Origin of the sequence: Lactococcus cremoris subsp. cremoris NBRC 100676 (assembly GCF_001591705.1) — a bacterium.
In the GTDB taxonomy this organism is placed as follows: Bacteria; Bacillota; Bacilli; order Lactobacillales; family Streptococcaceae; genus Lactococcus; species Lactococcus cremoris.
Window position 1 is genome coordinate 17445 of sequence record NZ_BCVK01000015.1, and the last position, 21996, is coordinate 39440.

30 protein-coding genes, 1 tRNA gene and 1 pseudogene are annotated in these 21996 nt (G+C 35.4%); all 32 read left to right on the forward strand.

Annotation, left to right across the window (positions count from 1 at the left end):
• Positions 1-14 precede the first annotated feature (14 nt).
• The 32 genes and pseudogenes from rplN to radA all read left to right on the forward strand — a co-directional run bounded on the left by rplN (position 15) and on the right by radA (position 21905).
• Positions 15-383, forward strand: a complete 369-nt coding sequence (rplN, locus tag LLA01S_RS03950; RefSeq protein WP_003129953.1) for a 50S ribosomal protein L14 — start codon at positions 15-17, stop codon at positions 381-383.
• A gap of 133 nt (positions 384-516) precedes the next feature.
• Positions 517-822, forward strand: a complete 306-nt coding sequence (gene rplX, locus LLA01S_RS03955; protein WP_003129951.1) for a 50S ribosomal protein L24 — start codon at positions 517-519, stop codon at positions 820-822.
• A gap of 19 nt (positions 823-841) precedes the next feature.
• Positions 842-1384: a 50S ribosomal protein L5 gene (gene rplE, locus LLA01S_RS03960; RefSeq protein WP_003129948.1), complete on the forward strand. Its 543-nt coding sequence runs from the start codon at positions 842-844 to the stop codon at positions 1382-1384.
• A gap of 18 nt (positions 1385-1402) precedes the next feature.
• Positions 1403-1588, forward strand: a complete 186-nt coding sequence (locus LLA01S_RS03965) for a type Z 30S ribosomal protein S14 (protein ID WP_003129946.1) — start codon at positions 1403-1405, stop codon at positions 1586-1588.
• 150 nt (positions 1589-1738) lie between these two features.
• Positions 1739-2338: a DUF6287 domain-containing protein gene (locus LLA01S_RS03970; protein WP_011677156.1), complete on the forward strand. Its 600-nt coding sequence runs from the start codon at positions 1739-1741 to the stop codon at positions 2336-2338.
• A 204-nt stretch (positions 2339-2542) separates the two neighbouring features.
• Entirely contained in the window at positions 2543-2941 is a 399-nt protein-coding gene (rpsH, locus tag LLA01S_RS03975; protein ID WP_011677155.1) for a 30S ribosomal protein S8, read from the forward strand.
• Positions 2942-3157: 216 nt separating this feature from the next.
• Positions 3158-3694: a 50S ribosomal protein L6 gene (gene rplF, locus LLA01S_RS03980; RefSeq protein ID WP_011677154.1), complete on the forward strand. Its 537-nt coding sequence runs from the start codon at positions 3158-3160 to the stop codon at positions 3692-3694.
• 268 nt (positions 3695-3962) lie between these two features.
• On the forward strand, positions 3963-4310 hold the full coding sequence (gene rplR, locus LLA01S_RS03985) for a 50S ribosomal protein L18 (RefSeq protein ID WP_011677153.1): 348 nt from the start codon (positions 3963-3965) through the stop codon (positions 4308-4310).
• 18 nt (positions 4311-4328) lie between these two features.
• Positions 4329-4835 carry a 30S ribosomal protein S5 gene (gene rpsE / locus LLA01S_RS03990; protein WP_011836022.1) on the forward strand — a complete coding sequence of 169 codons (507 nt, stop codon included), beginning with the start codon at positions 4329-4331 and terminating at the stop codon, positions 4833-4835.
• Between the two features lie 10 nt (positions 4836-4845).
• A complete protein-coding gene (gene rpmD / locus LLA01S_RS03995) occupies positions 4846-5025 on the forward strand; it encodes a 50S ribosomal protein L30 (protein WP_003129921.1) in 180 nt (59 codons plus the stop codon).
• Positions 5026-5320: 295 nt separating this feature from the next.
• Positions 5321-5764, forward strand: a complete 444-nt coding sequence (gene rplO / locus LLA01S_RS04000; RefSeq protein ID WP_011677151.1) for a 50S ribosomal protein L15 — start codon at positions 5321-5323, stop codon at positions 5762-5764.
• 77 nt (positions 5765-5841) lie between these two features.
• The gene (gene secY / locus LLA01S_RS04005; protein WP_011677150.1) at positions 5842-7161 is read left to right on the forward strand and encodes a preprotein translocase subunit SecY; all 1320 of its coding nucleotides are present in this window, start codon (positions 5842-5844) and stop codon (positions 7159-7161) included.
• Positions 7162-7300: 139 nt separating this feature from the next.
• On the forward strand, positions 7301-7948 hold the full coding sequence (locus LLA01S_RS04010; protein ID WP_011677149.1) for an adenylate kinase: 648 nt from the start codon (positions 7301-7303) through the stop codon (positions 7946-7948).
• Positions 7949-8250: 302 nt separating this feature from the next.
• Positions 8251-8469, forward strand: a complete 219-nt coding sequence (infA, locus tag LLA01S_RS04015; RefSeq protein WP_003130554.1) for a translation initiation factor IF-1 — start codon at positions 8251-8253, stop codon at positions 8467-8469.
• A 53-nt stretch (positions 8470-8522) separates the two neighbouring features.
• Positions 8523-8639, forward strand: coding sequence for a 50S ribosomal protein L36 (gene rpmJ / locus LLA01S_RS04020; RefSeq protein WP_001808836.1), 117 nt, complete (start codon positions 8523-8525; stop codon positions 8637-8639).
• 17 nt (positions 8640-8656) lie between these two features.
• Positions 8657-9022, forward strand: coding sequence for a 30S ribosomal protein S13 (gene rpsM / locus LLA01S_RS04025; protein ID WP_003130555.1), 366 nt, complete (start codon positions 8657-8659; stop codon positions 9020-9022).
• A gap of 20 nt (positions 9023-9042) precedes the next feature.
• Positions 9043-9426 (forward strand): 30S ribosomal protein S11, encoded by a 384-nt coding sequence (rpsK, locus tag LLA01S_RS04030; RefSeq protein WP_010906297.1) that lies wholly within the window; start codon positions 9043-9045, stop codon positions 9424-9426.
• Between the two features lie 48 nt (positions 9427-9474).
• Positions 9475-10413, forward strand: a complete 939-nt coding sequence (locus LLA01S_RS04035; protein WP_061777880.1) for a DNA-directed RNA polymerase subunit alpha — start codon at positions 9475-9477, stop codon at positions 10411-10413.
• Positions 10414-10431: 18 nt separating this feature from the next.
• On the forward strand, positions 10432-10812 hold the full coding sequence (gene rplQ / locus LLA01S_RS04040) for a 50S ribosomal protein L17 (RefSeq protein ID WP_003130558.1): 381 nt from the start codon (positions 10432-10434) through the stop codon (positions 10810-10812).
• 182 nt (positions 10813-10994) lie between these two features.
• Positions 10995-11067: transfer RNA gene (locus LLA01S_RS04045), tRNA-Thr, on the forward strand.
• Positions 11068-11522: 455 nt separating this feature from the next.
• Positions 11523-12713: a peptidoglycan bridge formation glycyltransferase FemA/FemB family protein gene (locus LLA01S_RS04050; RefSeq protein WP_061777881.1), complete on the forward strand. Its 1191-nt coding sequence runs from the start codon at positions 11523-11525 to the stop codon at positions 12711-12713.
• A gap of 6 nt (positions 12714-12719) precedes the next feature.
• The gene (locus LLA01S_RS04055) at positions 12720-13700 is read left to right on the forward strand and encodes a glycosyltransferase family 2 protein (protein ID WP_061777882.1); all 981 of its coding nucleotides are present in this window, start codon (positions 12720-12722) and stop codon (positions 13698-13700) included.
• An 18-nt stretch (positions 13701-13718) separates the two neighbouring features.
• Complete coding sequence (locus LLA01S_RS04060; protein WP_232035093.1) at positions 13719-14435, forward strand: glycosyltransferase; 717 nt, start codon at positions 13719-13721, stop codon at positions 14433-14435.
• Positions 14436-14686: 251 nt separating this feature from the next.
• On the forward strand, positions 14687-15676 hold the full coding sequence (locus tag LLA01S_RS04065) for an alpha-1,2-fucosyltransferase (protein WP_061777883.1): 990 nt from the start codon (positions 14687-14689) through the stop codon (positions 15674-15676).
• The gene (locus LLA01S_RS12985) at positions 15673-16563 is read left to right on the forward strand and encodes a lipopolysaccharide biosynthesis protein (RefSeq protein ID WP_254245722.1); all 891 of its coding nucleotides are present in this window, start codon (positions 15673-15675) and stop codon (positions 16561-16563) included. Before LLA01S_RS04065 ends, LLA01S_RS12985 begins: the two co-directional genes overlap by 4 nt.
• Positions 16532-17197, forward strand: coding sequence for a lipopolysaccharide biosynthesis protein (locus LLA01S_RS12990; RefSeq protein WP_232035095.1), 666 nt, complete (start codon positions 16532-16534; stop codon positions 17195-17197). The genes LLA01S_RS12985 and LLA01S_RS12990 overlap by 32 nt, the downstream gene beginning before the upstream one ends.
• Positions 17198-17405: 208 nt before the next feature.
• Positions 17406-18200: a GHMP family kinase ATP-binding protein gene (locus LLA01S_RS04075; protein WP_232035096.1), complete on the forward strand. Its 795-nt coding sequence runs from the start codon at positions 17406-17408 to the stop codon at positions 18198-18200.
• Positions 18201-18261: 61 nt separating this feature from the next.
• Positions 18262-18837, forward strand: coding sequence for an SIS domain-containing protein (locus LLA01S_RS04080; RefSeq protein WP_061777884.1), 576 nt, complete (start codon positions 18262-18264; stop codon positions 18835-18837).
• On the forward strand, positions 18834-19019 hold the full coding sequence (locus LLA01S_RS12995; protein WP_232035097.1) for an HAD family hydrolase: 186 nt from the start codon (positions 18834-18836) through the stop codon (positions 19017-19019). Before LLA01S_RS04080 ends, LLA01S_RS12995 begins: the two co-directional genes overlap by 4 nt.
• Before the next feature lie 18 nt (positions 19020-19037).
• Positions 19038-19379 (forward strand): annotated as a pseudogene (locus LLA01S_RS13000) (HAD-IIIA family hydrolase); the annotation flags it as partial.
• Entirely contained in the window at positions 19361-20374 is a 1014-nt protein-coding gene (locus tag LLA01S_RS04090; protein ID WP_061777885.1) for a glycosyltransferase family 2 protein, read from the forward strand. The pseudogene LLA01S_RS13000 and the gene LLA01S_RS04090, both read left to right, overlap by 19 nt.
• A gap of 169 nt (positions 20375-20543) precedes the next feature.
• Positions 20544-21905 (forward strand): DNA repair protein RadA, encoded by a 1362-nt coding sequence (gene radA, locus LLA01S_RS04095; protein WP_011677138.1) that lies wholly within the window; start codon positions 20544-20546, stop codon positions 21903-21905.
• Positions 21906-21996 lie beyond the last annotated feature (91 nt).

The following is a 21996-nucleotide window of genomic DNA, read 5'->3' on the forward strand; positions in this document are numbered from 1 at the left end:
AGGAGGAATATAGCATGATTCAAACAGAATCTCGTTTGAAAGTTGCAGATAACTCAGGTGCTAAAGAACTTTTGACTATCCGTGTCCTCGGTGGTTCATCACGTAAGTTCGCTGGTATCGGTGATATCGTTGTAGCTACAGTTAAATCAGCTGCCCCTGGTGGAGCAGTTAAAAAAGGTGAAGTTGTGAAAGCAGTCATCGTTCGTACTAAATCTGGTGCGAAACGTCCTGACGGTTCATACATCAAATTTGATGAAAATGCAGCAGTGCTCATCCGTGACGATAAAACTCCTCGCGGAACACGTATCTTTGGCCCAGTTGCCCGCGAACTCCGCGAAGGTGGCTACATGAAGATCGTTTCACTTGCTCCAGAAGTACTCTAATCAAGCATTATAGAGATATGGTTTTGTCGGAAAAATTTTTTGACAGAGTCATATTTTACTGTTATTATTAACAGAATAGTCCCCTGATAGTAAAATATGAGGGTGCCCATCGGGCGTAAGAAAGGAAATAAACATGTTTGTAAAAACTGGTGATACAGTTAAAGTTATCGCAGGTAAAGACCGCGGTACTACTGGTAAAGTAATCAAAGCTTTGCCAAAAGTAAATAAAGTTGTCGTTGAAGGTGTTGCTATCATGAAGAAACACCAAAAACCAAACTCAGAAAACCCAAGTGGTGCTATTCTTGAAATCGAAGCTCCTATCCACGTTTCTAACGTACAAGTGCTCGACAAAAATGGCGTTGCTGGTCGTGTAGGTTACAAAGTTGTTGACGATAAAAAAGTTCGTTTCAACAAAAAATCTGGCGAAATTTTAGACTAAGGCGGAAAGGAGAAATAATATGACTAATCGTTTGAAAGAAAAATATACTAACGAAGTAGTACCAGCGTTGACTGAACAATTCAACTACACTTCAATCATGGCTGTACCAAAAGTTGATAAAATCGTTATCAACATGGGTGTTGGAGATGCTGTAAACAACTCTAAAAACCTTGATAAAGCTGTTGCTGAATTGGCTTTGATCTCTGGTCAAAAACCATTGATTACTAAAGCTAAAAAATCAGTTGCTGCTTTCCGTCTTCGTGAAGGTATGCCAATCGGTGCGAAAGTAACTCTTCGTGGCGAACGTATGTTCGAATTCTTGGACAAATTGGTTACTGTTTCACTCCCACGTGTACGTGACTTCCACGGTGTTTCAAACAAAGCGTTTGATGGTCGCGGTAACTACACACTTGGTGTGAAGGAACAATTGATTTTCCCAGAAATCAACTATGATGATGTTGATAAAGTTCGTGGTATGGACATTGTTATCGTAACAACTGCTAACACTGACGAAGAATCACGTGAATTGCTTGCTAAACTCGGCATGCCGTTCGCTAAATAAGATAGGGAGAATACATAAATGGCTAAGAAATCTATGGTTGTTAAAAACCAACGCCCTGCAAAATTCTCAACACAAGCTTATACTCGTTGCGAACGTTGCGGACGTCCACATTCAGTTTACCGCAAATTTAAACTTTGCCGTATCTGTCTTCGCGAATTGGCTTACAAAGGTCAATTGCCAGGCGTTAAAAAAGCTTCATGGTAATTTGTTAATTATCGTGTAACGAATAAAAATTACTGACAGGATTTCTGTCAGTAATTTTTTTATACCTTAGAAGTATTATGAAAACATGGTCTATTTATAGTGGATTAAAAGTGAGAATTTGCTATAATGGTGAGGAAATAGGAGGGATTTATGAAAAAAATATCAGCTAATATTAAAAAGTTTGTAGGAATTAGCCTAATTCTTTTAGGAACTTTAACCGTTTTATCGGCCTGTGGCAGTAAAGAAAGTAAAAAGTCTGAACAAAGCAGCTCCTCTTCAAGTATTAAAAATAATGAAAGTATTCAAAGTAGTAGTTCGTCTTCAAGTACAAGTTCATCAAATTCAAGTTCTTCCAGTCAGGAAGGATTTGGAAACAGTTCACAAATTCTTTCAGGGAATTATTCTTCTTTGAATGGAACTTGGCAGACTGCTGATGGTACTTCTAAAATTATTTTAAAAAACGGTAACATCATTTTTAGTTCAGAATATGTGAGAATAATATCAAATCCAATAGCTAAGGATGGAATAATTATTGCTGATGCATTGAATGACAAAAGACACATGGGCTTTATGTTTGCCGCTGCTTATAATTCTCCAATCTTTCCAAATTCCTCAAATTTAGATAAGACAGATTCGGGAAAAGACCGGCTTATAATAACTACGGATGAAGAAGGCATAGAAATATTTGATACGATGCCAACATCATTTTATTATAAGGTAAGTAATGATACCACAAGTTTGAGTTCATAAGTTATAACAAATTACTGGCGATCCTGTCAGTAATTTTTATTCTAAAAATCCATGACACACCCGAAAACATTGTAAAGAAAAATGTTGACAGAGTGCGGAACTTCTGCTATACTAATTAAGTTCGGTCTTTTTATGAAAAAGACCTCATTAATTTGAAAGTGGGATTTGAACAAGCCCAAACTACAAATAAGGAGAAATTACACTATGGTAATGACTGACCCAATTGCAGATTTCTTGACTCGTATTCGTAATGGTAACATGCGTAAATTCGATGTTGTTGAAGCACCTGCATCAAAAATCAAACGTCAAATCGCTGAAATCCTCAAAGCTGAAGGTTACGTGAAAGACGTTGAATACGTTGAAGATAACAAACAAGGCGTAATCCGCGTTTTTCTTAAATACGGTAAAAACGGTGAAAAAGTTATCACTAACTTGAAACGTATCTCAAAACCAGGTCTTCGCGTTTACGTGAAATCTGATGATGTTCCTAAAGTTCTTAACGGACTTGGTACAGCAATCATCTCAACATCTACTGGTGTCGTAACTGATAAAGTTGCTCGTCAAACAAATGTTGGTGGTGAAGTAATTGCCTACATCTGGTAATTATTTTAGGAAAAACTTCATTTTCTGAAGTTTTATCCTCACATTCGACACTTCTAAATGCTGTGTTGAACTGACAAGCGATTTTTCGTAAGTCAAATTTACTGACAAAGATAATTTTATTTTTGTCAGTAAAAAATTATATCTTTTAAGTCAAAATTGATTTAAAACCCGTGAAAACAGATTGAATCAAATCTGATAATTTAACAGGAGAAAAAAATGTCACGTATTGGTAACAAAGTCATCGTTATCCCTGCAGGCGTAACTGTAGAAGTAAACGGTGCAACTGTCACTGTCAAAGGACCTAAAGGTGAACTCGTTCGTTCATTCAACGAAAACATCACACTTGAAATTGCTGAAAACGAAATCACTGTAAAACGTCCAAACGACACTAAAGAAATGAAAATGCTCCACGGAACTACTCGTGCCCTTCTTGCTAACATGGTAGAAGGTGTTTCAAATGGTTTCTCTAAAGCACTTGAAATGATCGGGGTTGGGTACCGCGCACAATTACAAGGAACTAAACTTGTATTGTCTGTTGGTAAATCTCACCAAGACGAAGTTGAAGCACCTGAAAACATTAAGTTTGTTGTTGCAACTCCAACTTCTATCGTCGTTGAAGGTATCAGCAAAGAAGCTGTTGGTCAAACAGCAGCTTACATCCGTAGCCGTCGTTCTCCAGAACCTTATAAAGGTAAAGGGATCCGTTACGTTGGTGAATACGTTCGTCGTAAAGAAGGTAAAACTGGTAAATAATTTTTGCGTCGGGCTTGCGTCGTTAGCTTTTGCTTTATGTACGTCAGTACGATTCAGCACGGACTTCGTCCTAAAAGCTGCCTAGCAATCCTTTAGCAAAAAATGTTATCCGTAATTGGTGGTTTGATTTAGGTCAAATTGCCAGTATTTTGTCAATGCTAACTTTGTTAGACAGACAAAAACTCCCCGCTTGCTAATTATTTTATTAATCAGTAAGAAAATCGATGGCAAAAACTATCGAAATTTAAAATAATATAGAGGTAGAATTGTGATTTCTAAACCAGATAAAAACAAACTCCGCCAAAAACGTCACACACGTGTACGCGGAAAAATTTCAGGAACTACTGAAACTCCACGTTTGAACGTTTTCCGTTCAAACACAAACATTTATGCACAAGTCATTGATGACGTTACTGGTACAACACTTGCATCAGCTTCATCACTCAAATTGACTGGTACTAAAACTGAACAAGCCGCAGAAGTTGGTAAACTCGTTGCTGAAGCTGCAAAAGCTAAAGGCGTTGAAGAAGTTGTCTTCGACCGCGGTGGTTACCTCTATCACGGACGTGTTGCAGCACTCGCTACAGCAGCTCGTGAAGCTGGATTGAAATTCTAAGGAAAGGGGTAATTAAACATGGCAGAAAACAGAAGAAATGATCGCGAACAAAGCGAATTTGAAGAACGCGTAGTTTCAATTAACCGCGTTACTAAAGTTGTAAAAGGTGGACGTCGTCTTCGCTTTGCAGCACTTGTTGTTGTTGGTGACCGTAACGGTCGCGTAGGTTTCGGTACTGGTAAAGCTCAAGAAGTTCCTGAAGCTATCCGTAAAGCAATCGAAGCAGCTAAGAAAAACCTTATTACAGTTCCTATGGTAGGTACTACACTTCCTCACGAAGCACTTGGTGTCTTCGGTGGTGGTAAAATCCTCCTTAAACCAGCTGTAGAAGGTGCTGGAGTTGCCGCAGGTGGTGCCGTTCGTGCCGTCCTCGAACTCGCTGGTGTTGCTGACGTAACATCAAAATCACTTGGTTCAAATACACCAATTAACGTTGTTCGTGCAACAGTTGATGGTTTGACTCAATTGAAACGTGCTGAAGAAGTTGCTGCATTACGCGGTAAATCTGTATCAGATTTCGCCTAAGGAGGAAAAAATGGCTCAAATTAAAATTACATTGGTAAACTCACCAATCGGCCGTATCCCTGCTCAACGCAAAACTGTTAAAGCACTCGGTCTTGGTAAACTCAACAGCTCAGTAGTAAAAGAAGGTTCACCTGCTATTCTTGGTATGGTAAACTCTATTTCTCACTTGGTAAAAGTTGAAGAAGCATAATTACTATTGCATAAAATAACAATCCTATCTTTACTGATAGGATTGTTTTTTTCCTTAAAAAATCCGTCAGTAATTTAAAAACTTGTAAATTTTATCTCACCAATTCAAAAGATAACTTTAGAATTGTAAAATGCAGGACAAACGAGGAAATGGCTTGTAATTCCAATCGAAAAATAGTAAAATAATAGGAGTCTGTTAATAGACAAATAAATATATTGAAGTATCGGCGAGTTTAATTTTCACGTTCCTTACATGAAAATTAGGCGACAGCAAGGTACAAAATAAGGAGAAAAAAATGGAACTTCATTCATTGAAAGCTGCTGAAGGCAGTCGTAAAGTACGTAATCGCGTAGGTCGTGGTACATCATCAGGTAACGGTAAAACATCTGGACGTGGACAAAAAGGTCAAAAATCTCGTTCAGGTGGTGGAGTACGTCCTGGTTTTGAAGGTGGACAAACAGAGTTGTTCCGTCGCATGCCAAAACGTGGTTTCTTGAATGTTAACCGTAAAGAATACGCTATTGTCAACCTTGAAACTTTGAACCGTCTTGAAGATGGAGCAACTGTTTCAGCTGAAACTCTTGTAGCTGCTAAAATCGTTAAGGACGTTAAATCAGGTGTTAAAGTTCTTGCTAACGGTGAATTGACAGCTAAAAACCTTACAGTTAAAGTTGCTAAAGTATCTGCTGCTGCCAAAGCTGCAATCGAAGCTGCTGGTGGTTCTGTAGAAGAAGCTTAATTTTTACATTTCAATTGGCGGTTGAAGCTTCAACCGCTTATTGTCTATTTACAATTAAAACGCTTTAAGGAGATTTTATGTTTTTTAAGACGCTTAAGGAAGCCTTCAAGGTAAAAGACGTCCGAGCAAGAATTCTCTTTACGATCTTCATTCTTTTTGTTTTTCGCCTAGGTGCTCACATTACTGTACCTGGCGTTAATGTACAAAATCTACAACAAGTTGCGGATTTGCCATTCTTAAGCATGATGAACTTGGTTTCTGGTAATGCAATGCAAAACTATTCACTCTTTGCAATGGGAGTTTCGCCTTATATCACTGCCTCAATCATTGTGCAATTATTACAAATGGATATTTTACCAAAATTTGTTGAGTGGTCAAAACAAGGAGAAATTGGACGTCGTAAGCTGAATCAGGCGACACGTTATATTACCTTAGTGCTTGCTATGGCACAATCTATCGGGATTACTGCTGGTTTCCAAGCCATGAGCTCGTTAAATATTGTGCAAAACCCAAATTGGCAAAGTTATTTGATGATTGGGGTGCTTTTGACCACAGGTTCAATGGTTGTTACTTGGATGGGTGAACAGATTAATGAAAAAGGTTTTGGATCAGGTGTTTCAGTAATTATCTTTGCTGGGATTGTCTCTGGTATTCCATCAGCCATCAAATCTGTTTATGATGAAAAATTCTTAAACGTAAGACCATCTGAAATTCCTATGTCTTGGATATTTGTTATTGGATTGATTTTGTCAGCAATTGTCATTATTTATGTTACAACATTTGTTCAACAAGCGGAACGTAAAGTACCAATTCAATACACTAAGTTGACTCAAGGCGCACCAACAAGTTCGTACTTACCACTTCGTGTCAATCCAGCTGGTGTTATTCCAGTTATCTTTGCTGGTTCAATTACAACTGCACCTGCTACGATCTTGCAATTCTTGCAACGTTCACAAGGTAGCAATGTAGGTTGGTTATCAACCTTACAAAATGCTTTGTCATATACGACTTGGACAGGGATGCTCTTCTACGCATTATTGATTGTTCTCTTTACTTTCTTCTATTCGTTCGTTCAGGTCAATCCTGAAAAGATGGCTGAAAACCTTCAAAAACAAGGTTCGTATATTCCATCTGTTCGTCCGGGTAAAGGAACTGAGAAGTATGTTTCTCGTCTATTAATGCGTCTTGCAACGGTTGGTTCGCTCTTCCTTGGATTGATTTCAATCATTCCAATTGCGGCCCAAAACGTTTGGGGACTTCCAAAAATCGTCGCTCTTGGAGGGACATCATTATTAATCTTGATTCAAGTTGCGATTCAAGCAGTTAAACAACTTGAAGGATATTTACTTAAACGTAAATATGCAGGATTTATGGATAATCCACTTGAAACAAAATAAAATCTTGTCATTAGACAAGGTTTTTCTTTATTTTTCAGTAAAAATACGCTAAAATAGTGTAGGTAAAAGACAGTGCACATCTGCATTTTACTGACAGAGCTGTCAGTAATTTATAAAATCAAAATCAGGAGAAAACAAAATGAATTTATTAATCATGGGACTTCCAGGAGCTGGTAAAGGAACTCAAGCCGAATTTATCGTTAAAAATTATGGTGTAAACCATATTTCAACAGGAGATATGTTCCGTGCAGCGATGAAAAATGAAACAGAAATGGGTAAACTTGCTAAATCTTTTATTGATAAAGGTGAACTTGTTCCTGATGAAGTAACCAATGGTATTGTCAAAGAACGTTTAGCACAAGACGATATCAAAGCTTCAGGTTTCTTGCTTGATGGATACCCACGTACGATTGACCAAGCGCATGCTCTTGATACAATGCTTGAAGAACTTGGCATTAAACTTGATGCTGTTGTAAATATTGTTGTTAATCCAAATATCTTGGTTGATCGTTTAAGTGGTCGTTACATCTGCCGTAATTGTGGAGCAACATATCACAAAATTTTCAACCCAACTAAAGTTGAAGGAACTTGTGACGTTTGTGGTAGCCATGACCTTTACCAACGTGCTGATGATGTACCAGAAACAGTTAAAAACCGTTTAGATGTCAACATCAAAGAATCTGCACCAATTATTGAACATTACACTGAACTTGGACTTGTTAAAAATATCGAAGGCGAACAAGAAATTAGTCAAGTGACAGATGATATTAAAAAAGTTTTAGGCTAATAAATCATAAAACCTCTGTCAGAGGTTTTTTATTTTAAATATGAAAAATGAAAGATAAAATTTACTGACAGAAAAGTCAACAAGCTTAAAAATAAAAAGAAACACCCGAAAGCATTGCCATAGGTACTCTTATCAGATAATCTGAAAATAAAAATGGACTCAGGCTAGAAAAATAAAGGCTTTTATGAAAGAAAGACTTGCATTTGTTGTTGAAAAATGCTAAAATACATAAGTCCGACTTTTTAGATATATTTAAATTTGTATTTATATCTTTCGGGAAATTTTTAAGGAGGTACTTTTGCTTGGCAAAAGATGATGTAATTGAAGTAGACGGCAAAGTCGTTGACACCATGCCGAATGCGATGTTCACTGTTGAACTCGAAAATGGTCACCAAGTCTTGGCGACGATTTCAGGAAAAATTCGTAAGAATTATATCCGTATCTTGCCTGGAGACAAGGTTCAAGTTGAACTCTCACCATACGATTTGACACGCGGACGAATTACTTACCGATTTAAGTAATCCGGACATTCATTGAGTGCATGATGCACAGTAACCATAGAAAGGAAGACACAATGAAAGTAAGACCATCAGTTAAACCAATCTGCGAATACTGTAAAGTTATTCGTCGTAACGGTCGTGTAATGGTAATTTGCCCTGCCAATCCAAAACACAAACAACGTCAGGGATAGAAAGGAAATAGAAAAATATGGCTCGTTTTGCTGGAGTTGATATTCCAAACGAAAAACGCATTGTTATTTCATTAACATACGTATTCGGTGTTGGACTTCAAACATCTAAGAAAGTACTTGCAGCTGCAGGTGTTTCAGAAGATATCCGTACTAAAGATTTGACATCAGATCAAGAAGATGCAATCCGTCGTGAACTCGATGGCTTGAAACTCGAAGGAGATCTTCGTCGTGAAGTGTCACTTAACATCAAACGCTTGATGGAAATCGGTTCTTACCGTGGTATGCGTCACCGTCGTGGACTTCCTACACGTGGACAAAACACTAAGAACAACGCTCGTACACGTAAAGGTCCTGCTAAATCAATCGCAGGTAAGAAAAAATAATTAAATAGAAAGGAGTTAAAATGGCAAAAATTACACGTAAACGTCGTGTTAAAAAGAATATTGAATCTGGGATTGTTCATATCCAATCAACATTCAACAACACAATCGTTATGATCACAGACGTTCATGGTAACGCCCTTGCATGGTCTTCAGCTGGTGCACTTGGTTTCAAAGGTTCTAAAAAATCTACACCTTTCGCCGCTCAAATGGCCTCAGAAGCTGCTGCTAAAGCTGCTCAAGAGCAAGGTTTGAAAACTGTATCTGTTACAGTTAAAGGTCCTGGTTCAGGTCGTGAATCAGCTATCCGCGCACTCGCTGCAGCTGGTCTTAATGTAACATCTATCAGTGATGTGACTCCTGTACCTCACAATGGTGCACGTCCTCCAAAACGTCGTCGTGTATAATTAGTCACTCTTGTCACTAATCACTTTTCGCTTTAGAGGAGAACATACATGATTGAGTTTGAAAAACCAAAAATTACTAAATTTGACGAATCAGAAAATTACGGTAAATTCGTTGTTGAACCACTTGAACGTGGTTATGGTACAACTTTAGGTAACTCTCTGCGTCGCGTCCTTTTGTCATCACTTCCTGGTGCTGCTGTGACTTCAATTCAAATTGAAGGTGTTCAACACGAATTCGCAACAATCCCTGGCGTACGTGAAGATGTCATCCAAATCGTTCTTGCGGTTAAAGGAATTGCCATCAAATCATACGTTGAATCTGAAAAACAAATCGAACTTGACGTTACTGGTCCTATGGATGTTACTGCTGGTGATATCTTAACTGATAGCGACATTGAAATTGTCAACAAAGACCATTACTTGTTCTCTATTGCTGAAGGTCACTCAATGCGTGCTGTAATGACTGTTAAAAAAGGATACGGCTATGTTCCGGCTGACGAAAATAAAGTCGATGGAGCGCCAATTGGCACAATTGCTGTAGACTCAATTTACACACCAATAAGTAAAGTAAATTATCAAGTTGAACCTGCCCGTGTTGGTGGAGATTCTAGCTACGATAAATTAACACTTGAAATTACTACAAACGGTACTATCGTTTCTGACGAAGCTTTGTCACTCTCAGCTAAAATCTTGACAGACCACTTGAACTTGTTCGTTGATCTTTCAGAAGTTGCAGCTGAAGCTGAAACACTTGTTGTTAAAGATGAAGTTAAAACAGAACGTGTGCTCGATAAAATTATTGAAGAAATGGACTTCTCAGTTCGTGCTTACAATGGTTTGAAACGTGCAGGTATCAACACTGTTGCTGATATTGTTGAAATGAGCGAAGCTGACATGATTAAAGTCAAAAACCTCGGTCACAAATCAGTAGAAGAAGTCAAAGTTAAATTGACTGAATTGGGACTTTCCCTTAAAAAAAGAAAATAATAATATAGGAGGAAACAAATGAGCAATCGTAAACTCGGACGTACATCTTCACAACGTAAAGCTATGCTTCGTGATTTGACTACAGATTTGATCATCAACGAAACTATCGTTACAACTGAAGCTCGCGCTAAAGAAGTTCGTCGTACAGTAGAAAAAATGATTACGCTTGGTAAAAAAGGTGACCTTTCAGCTCGTCGTGCAGCAGCTGCTTACGTACGTAATGAAATCGCAATTAAAGATTTCAACGAAGAAACTGAAACTTTCCCAACTGCCCTTCAAAAATTATTCAACGACCTTGCTAAACGCTACGAAGGACGTAACGGTGGTTACACTCGTATCCTTAAAGTTGAACCACGTCGTGGTGATGCTGCGCCTATGGCAATCATTGAATTGGTTTAATTTTATTAAATCTTGAAGTAATAAAATACTAAATTGAGTGTTATGATGTTGGCGGGGGTTTCTGTGGGTGCATGTGTTGAGTTGTGATTGACTCTCTTTCGCATCAGCCTTGCTTATAGTCTAGCTCTGTCTGATTAGATTAAATTTCTAATCTGGTCAGACCACTCAATTTATTTATTTTAGCCGTTGTAGCTCAGTCGGTAGAGCAGCACCATGGTAAGGTGAAGGTCGACAGTTCGATTCTGTTCAATGGCATATAAACTTAGACAAATAAAAAAACTCATTTTGGATTAGATGAGTTTTTTTATTTGTCTAAGTTTTTTTGTAATCAAAAAAGGGCGGTCAACAAGATTGCCTTTTTCATTTATAAAAAATTTGAGAAATGTTAGGGAATTCACTAAAGAAAATGAACGGAATAGTGTAATGTGTTGTATCCTTGTGATTACAATAAAGAAATAAAAGTATAGATAAAGAAAAAATAACATGATTTGTTGACAAAAAATATAATAATGCGTAATATAGATGTATTAGAAAAGTTTGACTATTTAATATATGTATCTAAAAAATTTGTAACATCCTCAACTGTAAAATAATAGAAATGCTCAATCTTTTATGAAATAGTATGGAGTGATTGAAAGCTTTAGTGGTAACCTTTTACCAAGACAAAATGAGAGCAGCAAAATTTAAAAAATTAGAAATTAATATATGTTATGAATGAATATACATCAAGAGAGTTTGAATTCAAAAGCATCGTAGACTTGAAAAAGGTTGAAAACTTCATACTCAAGTCACCGCTTTTTGATATTTTGCAGACACCATCATGGAGAAATGTTAAAGATGAATGGAAGTCAGAATTTTTAGGATTTACGGAAAAAGGGGAGACAGAACTTTTAGCTTCTTGTTTAGTACTGACGCGTTCTTTACCTCTGGGTTTTAAAATGTGCTATATTCCACGAGGCATTATCATGGATTATTCCGATGATGAGCTTTTAAGCTTTGTTGTTTTGAAGTTGAAAGAATATGGTAAGAAAGAAAAGGCGCTTTTTATTAAATTTGACCCGCTTATTGAAGAGAATTCGGAGGGAAAGCGACTTATTGAAAAGTTAACTCTATTAGGAGTGGCTTATGGAGGAAGAACAAAAGAAATTCATGAAACAATTCAATTTCGTTTTGATGCAACAATCTATAAAGACGATTATAGCTATGAGAAACTATCAAAAAAGTTTAATAGTCGATTAAATAAAGCCAAAAAAGCCTTTCCTGAAATTAAGATTGGTCAAGAAGAATATAGCGAGGATTTTGCTCGCTTAATGACATTAACAGAGACAAGAAAAGTTATAAATTTAAGAGATAAAGCATATTTTGAAAAAATTCTAGCTGCTTTTCCCAAAAATTCTGCTATTGTTATTGTTTATACAAATGTTAAAGAACTTTTGGATGAAGTAAAGACCGAAACTTTGAAATTATCAAAAAGAATCAAAGATATAAGTAATGAAAAGAAAAAAGTTCTTTTAGAACATCAACTTCTTGAAAAAAAGGCTGAGGTGAATGACTTAGAACAAATCATAAAAACTTCGGGAGAAATTGTCCCAAGTGCAGGAAATTTAATAATATATTATGGTGAAAAGTCATACAACTTGTATGTAGGGATGGATGATGCTTTCAAAAAATATTATGTTTCTTATCTTTCTTGGGATGAAAGTATAAAGTATAGCTTTCTAAAAGGAGCTTTGATGCATGATATGGGGGGAGTAGAGGCAGATTCTGGAGGTTTACGCTCTTTTAAAAAAATGTTTAATCCTTCCTTTAAGGAATATGTTGGAGAATTTGATATTCCTACAAATAGACTTCTTTATCCTCTAATCAAACGACTCTATAAAATGCGAAAGGATAAAAAGTAGAGAATTATGCCTAAAATAAGCATTATTGTTCCAGTTTATAATAGCGCCCTCTTTTTAGAAAGATGTTTAGATTCGATTATTAATCAGACTTTTCAGGATTTCGAATTAATTCTAATAGAAGATGGCTCTGATGATAAATCTCCTCAAATCTGTAAACACTACCAACAGAAAGATCGTCGTATCCAACTATTTTATGAGCAACATAGTGGACAGAGTATAGCCAGAAATCTGGGTCTAACTAAATCTCAGGGAAAATATATTTATTTTATAGATAGTGATGATTATGTTACTTCTGATTATTTGGAACGGCTTTATGAAGTGATAGCGCAAGAAAAAGTTGACCTAGTAAGTTGTCAGATGAGAGGGGAGAGCTACTTAAAAAGTTTGACACCAAAAGAGAGGGGAAAGCTCACCTATTTCCAAACAAATGATGGTTTAATGGCTGCCTATCTTCAAGAAAGTCCGTTTAGTTTTGGACCGGTTACAAAACTTTATCATCGAGCATTGCTAGAAGGGATATATTTTTCTGAGCATAAAATATATGAGGATTACTATTTCAATTACCAGTATTTTTCAAAGATAAGCTCGGCAGTTGCAATTGATTTTGTAGGTTATTTTTACATTCAAAATCAAGAGAGTACTGTAAGAAAATCCTTTGATTTAAGACAACTTGACAATATTACCGAACAACATAAAGTAATCAAAGAAGTTAAAGAAAAATATCCAGAATACTTACCCATTGCTGCTTATAATTTAGCTTGGGGTTACTATTGGATTATCATAAAATGTCTGGCTTTGCTTAAAGAGAATAAAGCAAAATCTAAAGAGTATTTAAAGCTTATCAGAAACTATCTCACTGAAGATCAAGAAATTTTGCAAAGAGCTCTTGCTCTTAAAACTAAAAGAGAAAAGTGGACGATTAAAATGGTTAAATCTTGTCCGAATATTATCTGGTGGGCTTATAATATAAGATTCTATTTCAAATGAAGGGCACCTAGAATAATAATGAAAAATATAAAAGTTTCGGTCATTGTGCCGATATATAATTCAGAAAAACATATTCGTACTTGTCTAGAGTCTTTAATCAAGCAAACTTTAAAACCCATTGAAATTATTCTGGTTAATGATGGTTCGACTGATCGTAGTATTGACCATATCTTTGATTTGATTGAAAAATATAATTTTATTCGACTTATTGAGATTGAAAATAGTGGGGCAGCTGAAGCTAGAAATAAAGGACTTGCTCTTGCGCGTGGTAATTATATTAGTTTTGTAGACAGTGATGATTTTGTGCATTCTACTTTTTTAGAAAAACTTTATCAAGAAGCTGAAAATAAAAAACTTGATATCATTTGTGGAAGTTTCGAAGCAACTTACAAAAATAAAGTTTCCAAGAAAATGGAAAGAAATAACGAACTTTTGAGGGCTGGAGTCCAAGAAGGAATAGTACTTTTTAAGAAACAAATTCAACTAAGAAATTATATTCCAATGATTTGGGCCTATATGTATCGGCGAGAATTCTTAACAAAAAATAGTCTTTGGCTTTCCCCAAAAACGATTCATGAAGATGAGAAATTCACCCCTCGGGTTTGGAACCTTGCCAAACGAGCAAAAATTATCGAGACTTTCGAGTACATTTATCAAAGAGAGCATGAGGATTCTATTATTGAGAGTAGAGATGAAAGCTCCGTCCTAGACTTGGAAAATATATTAATTTCTTAGTTGAAATATGAAGAAAATTTATCAGGAAAAAGCAAAGAATCTTTTGATTATGCTCTGTTATACGTACTAGATCATTATGTTTACTATGGCCGGATGACAAAAACTCTTAATAAATTGCTGATAAAAGGCATTTATTCTAGATTAAGGCGAGCAAAAATACTAACCTTCAAACAAAAGATAAAATATTTTCTAATAATAAAAAGCACTTGGCTTTATTTTTTAGTTCAAAATTATCAAGAATGAGAAGTGAAATGAAAAAAATAATAGTTGATATGGATGGTCGTTTAGGCAATCAAATGTTTCAATACGCTTATGCCTTGAAACTAAAAAAAGAAATTCCAAAGAGTGAAATTATTATTAATTTCTATAGAATTTCGCTTTATGGAGATTTAGCACCAAATGAGCAAGGGTGGATGAATAATCTTCAATACTTTCATGCAGATTATCAACTGGATCAGCAAAAATTATCAAATTTTTTAATTCAGTATTTATCAAAAAGACAGTATTTCTGGCTAAGAGTAACAAATCGCCTCTTACATCATTTATCATCCTTCAAAAGGCACTCATACTTTCCTTTTGATAAATTGCCTAACTTTCTGAAATATTATAGTCGCTTTCTGTATCGAAAGGGTTTGTTAATTTATCCTAGTAAGATAAAAGACTTAAACTATGAGCCTCAAAATAAAACAATCTTACTTCATTCATATTTTGAAGATGCTGGTTTTTTTGAAGGAATGCAGACTGAGCTACAAGCAACCTTTTCTCCAAGAGAGGGATTACTTGAGCAAAATAAAGAGTTTTATAGAAAAATTCAAGAAAGCCAGTCGATTTGTATTACAATCCGCCGAGGAGATTATCTCTCAACTGAAAATCGTCAGTCCTTTTTTCAATGTGATGAATCTTACTTCATCAAAGGAATTGAAATACTTAAGTCAAAAATCGTCAATCCAGTTTTTTTCTTTTTTAGTGATGACTTAGAGTACGCAAAACAGTTTGCAGAGGATGTGATGACAGAAGAGGATAATTTTATGGTCGAAAAAGAGGGAAACCCTGTTTGGGAGAAATTAAGATTAATGAGCGCCTGTAAGCATTATATCATTGCAAATTCCACTTTTTCATGGTGGTGCCAATTTCTATCAGCTAATCCACAAAAAATCGTTGTAGGCCCCAAAAATTGGTACCCTAAAGATTCTATTAATAAAAATAATGCCCTAGTACAAAGTGATTGGATACAATTATGAGAATTCAAAATTCCTTACGTAATATGATAACAGCAGTGATGCAGATTGTTGTTACAATCATTCTAAGATTTATAGCTCAATCCTATTTCATACATATTCTAGGTTTGAAATATCAAGGACTTAATGGACTTTTTTCAAGTATTATTGGCATGCTTGGGATTGCTGAGCTTGGGCTGGGGACAGCTATCTTATTTAACATGTATGAGTATATTGCTAAACGAGATATTGAAACGATAAAATCATTATTAAAATTTTATCAGCGCTGTTATCAAGCTATTGCCGGATTTGTCATTGTTTTTGGTCTTGCTCTTATGCCCTTTTTACATGTTTTTGTTAATATGTCTTCGATTAATGAAAATGTATATGTAATTTATTTACTTTTTTTAGCTGATTCAGCTTTTTCCTATTTATTAATTTATAAACAATCAATACTGATTGCTCACCAAAAAAAACATCTGATTAATCTGGCAGATTTAGCGTATACGATTATCTATAATTTAGGGCAGATTGCTTTGTTAATTCTAACCCATAATTATATTCTTATTTTGTTGCTTGTTCTTTTTCTTCGTTTAGCTGAAAATATTATGATTAGTCGAGTTGCGGACCGACGTTATCCATATATTAAAGATAAAAAGGTTCAATTGTTGGATAAAAAAATTGCTCGAAGATTAATAAAACAAATGAAAGGACAAGCTTTTCACGTCATCGGAGGATTTGTTGTTTTTGGAACAGATAATATGATAATCAGCTCCTTCTTAGGACTTACTGTTATGGGGCTCTATAGTAACTATTTACTGATAACGAATACGCTCAACAGTTTTTTTACTTCAAGTTGTAGGAAGTGTAACTCCGAGTGTGGGGGATTTATTAACGGAAAAAAATGGTAAAGAAAATTTTAAAGTTCATCAGCATTTAACCTTTATCTGTTTTTGGCTCTACTCATTTTCAGCAATTGGGATTTATATTGTAACGCAGCCTTTTATTGAGTTATGGTTGGGGAAAAATTATCTCTTATCTGGTGGTGTTCTGTTGGTTGTTGCACTTAACTTTTATGTTCAGGGAATGAGAAGTCCAATGACAGTCTTTCAGCAAGCGGCTGGTATTTTTTATGAGAATAGGTTCGTCCCAGTAGCTGAAGCGATAACAAATTTGATAGCTTCGATTGTATTGATTAAATACTTAGGGCTTGCGGGTGTTTTACTGGGAACAATTATATGTACGATGATACTTTATGGTTACAGTTTTCCAAAATATACTTTTGTTCCGATATTCAAAAAGAAAGTTTCTGTTTATGTAATTGAGCAACTCAGCTATCTTTTTATCTTTGTTTTACTCTTTATATCCACAGTAGTCGTATCGCATTTTTTAGACGTAAGCAATGTCTGGGGAAATTTTATACTTAAAATTGTAATTTGTCTCATTATACCCAATGCTTTACTTATCTTACTTTTTAGAAAAAGTAGAGAATTTAGATATTTTAGAAGCTTGGTCAATGGTTTATTTTCAAAAAATAATAGTTAGAAATATAAATATTAAGGAGAAATATTTAAATGATTATTGTACGAGCCCCCTTTAGGGTATCTTTCGCAGGAGGCGGAAGTGATATTGCAAGTTTTTACGAGAAAATGGAGGTTGTGTCCTTTCAACAACAATAGATAAATATATTTATTTATCCGTTCATCCATCTTTCAATGCTAATGAAACAATATTACGTTATAAAAAAAGTGAAGTGGTTCAAGAAATTTCAGAAATCGGTCATGATATTGTAAGAGCTTGTCTCCAAAAGAAAAATATAAAAAATATCGAAATTCATTCAGATGCAGACATTCCAGCAGGAACAGGGCTGGGTTCTTCAAGTACATTTACAACGGCTTTATTAACGGCTTTGAATAGCTACAAGGGACAGAAAACAGATAAGGAACAACTTGCTCAAGAAGCTTGTGAAATTGAAATAGAGGATTTAGGAAACCCAATTGGGAAACAGGACCAATACGCTGCAAGCTACGGTAATCTTAACTTTTATCGATTTCAAAAAGATGGTTCTGTTAGTGTTGAAGCAGTTAAGATGAGTTCAGCTGATAAAGAGAAAATGGCAAATAACTTATTGATGTTCTATATTGGAGGGGTTCATGATGCTCCACAGATTTTGTCAGAGCAGTCTAAAAATATTCAGGAGGTAAGTAAAGAAAAGAACTTGATTAAAATGTGCGAGCTTGCTGAAAAATTAAAAGTTGAGCTTGAAAGTGGGAATATTGATGCTCTTGGAGAAATTTTACATGAAAATTGGCTTTTAAAAAGAACTTTGGCAAGAGGAATTTCCAATCCTAGAATTGATGAATATTATCAATTGGCTTTGGAAGCAGGTGCGCTAGGTGGTAAATTGCTGGGCGCAGGTGGAGCAGGATTTTTATTATTTTATGCCACTAAAGACTCGAAAGAAAAAATTAGGAAAGCTTTGAAGCTCCCTGAAATTAAATTTTCTTACGATACCGAAGGAACTAAAGTCATTTATGAGGAAAAATAAAAGCCATATATTTCTACTAATAAAATGATTATCAGCTATGCATAGCAAAAGGAGAAATTAAATGAATTATACAGAAGAAATCACAAACTATTACGCACGTCTTGAAAAAACAATAGAATCACTTGATAAAGAAGCACTAAATCAAGTCATGAATCTTTTGCAAGAAGCTTATGAAAATGAAGTAAGAATTTATGTTTGTGGAAATGGTGGCTCTGGAAGCACTGCTTCACATATCATGAATGATTTTAACAAAGGACTTTCTTATGACCAAGACAAAAAATGGCACCTTGTTTGTTTGAATGATAACGTGGCAACTTTGATGGCTATTTCCAATGATGATAGTTATGACAAGGTATTTTCAAAACAACTTGAGGGAAATATCACAAAAGACGACATTCTTCTTGCGATTTCTGGAAGCGGAAATTCAAAAAATATAATTGAGGCGGTTAAAGAGGCTCAAAAAGTGGGAGCTAAAGTCGTTGGAATGACAGGTTATGATGGAGGAAAACTTTATCAAATGAGCGATTTTAATATGCATGTACCTATCAATGATATGCAAATCGCTGAGGATATTCACCTTACTTTTAATCATATGATGATGTCTGTCTTTTATAAAAAGGTTGCGAATGAAAAATGAGAAAAGCAATTTTCTTTGATCGTGATGGGACGCTCAATGAATTTAAACTAGGAGATTATATTACACAAGTTGAAGAGCTTGTATTACTTAATGGAGCAGCAAGGGCAGTAAAAAAGGCCAATGCAGCGGGCTATTTGTGTATTATTGTTACCAATCAAGGAGGAGTTATTCATAACAGATGAGTTGCTTATTCTGAGGTTGAAAGAATAAATGAACGATTGGTTCAACTTTTGAATGAGGAGGGGGGCAAAATTGATGGAATTTATGTTTGTCCGCATTATCCTGGCTTTGAGTCTTGTACATGCCGTAAACCCAAAACTGGCTTGATTAATATGGCTGTGAGTGATTTCAGTATTAGTCTGAATAATTCATATATAATCGGGGATTCTGATTCTGATGTCTTGGCTGGAAAAAATTCAGGTCTTAAAACAGTAGGGATAGGTGAGCGAATAAAAACCGAGGCAGATTTTTGTACTTATAATGTCGAAGAAGCGGTGAATTATATTTTGAAAAGAGAGAGTAAATGCCAAAAGTCAGTGTAATTGTACCTGTATACAATGTTGAAAAACTTTTAGAGAGATGTTTGAATTCTGTTCTCAACCAAAGCTTCCAGGATTTTGAGTTGCTATTGATTGATGATGGTTCAAAAGATAGTTCTGGTCAAATCTGTGATAATTATGCAAAAAAAGATCAGCGTGTGCGCGTTTGGCATATTCCAAATGGAGGGCAAAGTGCAGCTAGAAACTTGGGAATTGATAATGTCTACGGAACCTATATTGTTTTTATTGACAGTGATGATTTTGTTGAATTAGATTACTTAGAGCAGCTTTATCAGCCAATGGTTGAATATGAAGCTGATGTCGTGAGTTGTCGTTATATCGCTTATTCGGAAGAACGAGATGAAGAAGTAAAGAAAATAATTCGGGAAAATCAAGCAAAAGTCTATCATTTTAGGAATAATCAGGATGTTATGCAAGATTTTTTAGAGAAAGAATTCAAAGATGATAGAAATTTTCCTTGGGAGTCTTATGCAAATCTTTATAAAACCGAGCTTCTTGGAGAGATTCGTTTTGAAGTGGGCAGAGAATTTGAGGATAATTTCTTCAACTATCAGTACTTTAAAAAAGTCCAAAAGGCCATTGCAACAAGCTACATTGGTTATTATTATTACGCTAATCCGACCTCAAAGACAAGAATTACTTTTTACGAAAAACAATTCGATTTAATCCAACAAGAGCGTTTAATAATAGAAGACGTAAAGATTAAATACCCGGAGTTTATAGATTTAGAAGCTAATAATTTAGCACTCAAATATTGTTGGCTTTATGGTAAGATTTTTGGTGATATTCGATTTTCTAATTTTTCGGTTAGTAAAAAAAATATTCGGATCATTCAAAGTCTTTATAAAGAGGATAAAAAATATTTTCTAAAATTAGATATTGGAAAAAAATGGGGAACATTTTTGAAATTGGCAAGTTCATTTCCTTATGCTACTGGATTATCCAATCGATTATACAGACTACTAAAGCAGAAATAAACCAAGCATTTTCCTTTATATCATGATATTTCATAGATAATAACGATAAGTCAAATAAAGTATGGTAGAATAATAAGATAAAAAATTATTTATCAGGGTATTTTAGGACGATTTATTCGCTTTTTTGTTACATCTGAATAAATTTTACGTATAAATAAGTGGAGGGAAAATGGCGAAGAAAAAATCATCTTTTGTTTGTCAAAATTGTGGTTATAAATCTGCAAAGTATCTTGGGCGATGCCCAAATTGTGGAGAGTGGTCCTCTTTTGTTGAAGAAGTTGAAGTACAGGAAGTCAAAAATCAGCGAGTGTCGATGTCTGGTGAACGTTCAAAACCAATGAAATTAGATGAAGTTGAGCTTTTTGATACACCACGTATTGAAACAGATCTTGACGAATTTAATCGTGTTTTAGGTGGTGGTGTTGTTCCTGGTTCACTCGTTTTGATTGGTGGAGACCCAGGAATAGGAAAATCTACGTTGCTTTTGCAAGTATCGACTCAGCTTGCATCAAGAGGACGGGTTCTCTATGTGAGTGGTGAAGAATCTGCTCAACAAATTAAGCTTAGAGCGGAACGTTTGGGCGATATTGATCGAGATTTTTATCTTTACGCCGAGACTAACATGCAGTCAATTCGTGCTGAAGTTGAACGTTTGAAGCCAAATTTTTTGATTATTGATTCGATCCAAACTATTATGACACCTGAAATTCAATCAACTCAAGGCTCTGTGAGTCAAGTTCGAGAAGTGACAGGTGAACTCATGCAAATTGCCAAAACGAATGATATTGCTACTTTTATCGTTGGTCATGTGACGAAAGAAGGTCAATTGGCAGGACCAAGAATGCTAGAGCACATGGTTGATACCGTTCTTTATTTTGAAGGAGAAAGAAATAATACTTTTAGAATTCTTCGAGCAGTTAAAAACCGGTTTGGGTCAACCAATGAAATTGGTATATTCGAAATGCAAGGGCATGGTTTAGTTGAAGTAACTAATCCTTCTGAGGTTTTCTTGGAAGAGCGATTAGAGGGTTCAACTGGTTCTGCTATTGTTTGTGCACTCGAAGGGACACGTCCGATATTAGTTGAAATACAGGCTTTAACTACACCAACAATGTTTGGAAATGCTAAGAGAACAACTTCTGGTTTAGATTTTAATAGAGTGAGCCTGATTATGGCAGTACTTGAAAAACGGACAGGCTTATTGATGCAAAATCAAGATGCTTACCTTAAATCAGCTGGGGGAGTAAAATTAGATGAGCCAGCCATTGACCTTGCGGTTGCTGTCGCTGTAGCCTCAAGTTATAAAGAACTTCCGACGGATGCGCGTGAATGTTTTATTGGTGAAATTGGCTTAACAGGAGAGATTCGTCGTGTGACGCGAATTGAACAAAGACTGAATGAAGCTGCTAAATTAGGATTCAAAAAAGTCTATGCTCCTAAAAATTCAATTGTGGGAATTGATATTCCTGAACAAATAAAAGTAATTGGGGTAACAACCCTAACTGAATGTCTAAAATTAGTATTTGGCTAAAATAAAAAACAAAAGCTATTTGGATAGATAAATAGCTTTTGTTTTTTTATGAAAATTTCAGATTATAAGAATATAGTATATAACCCGAATC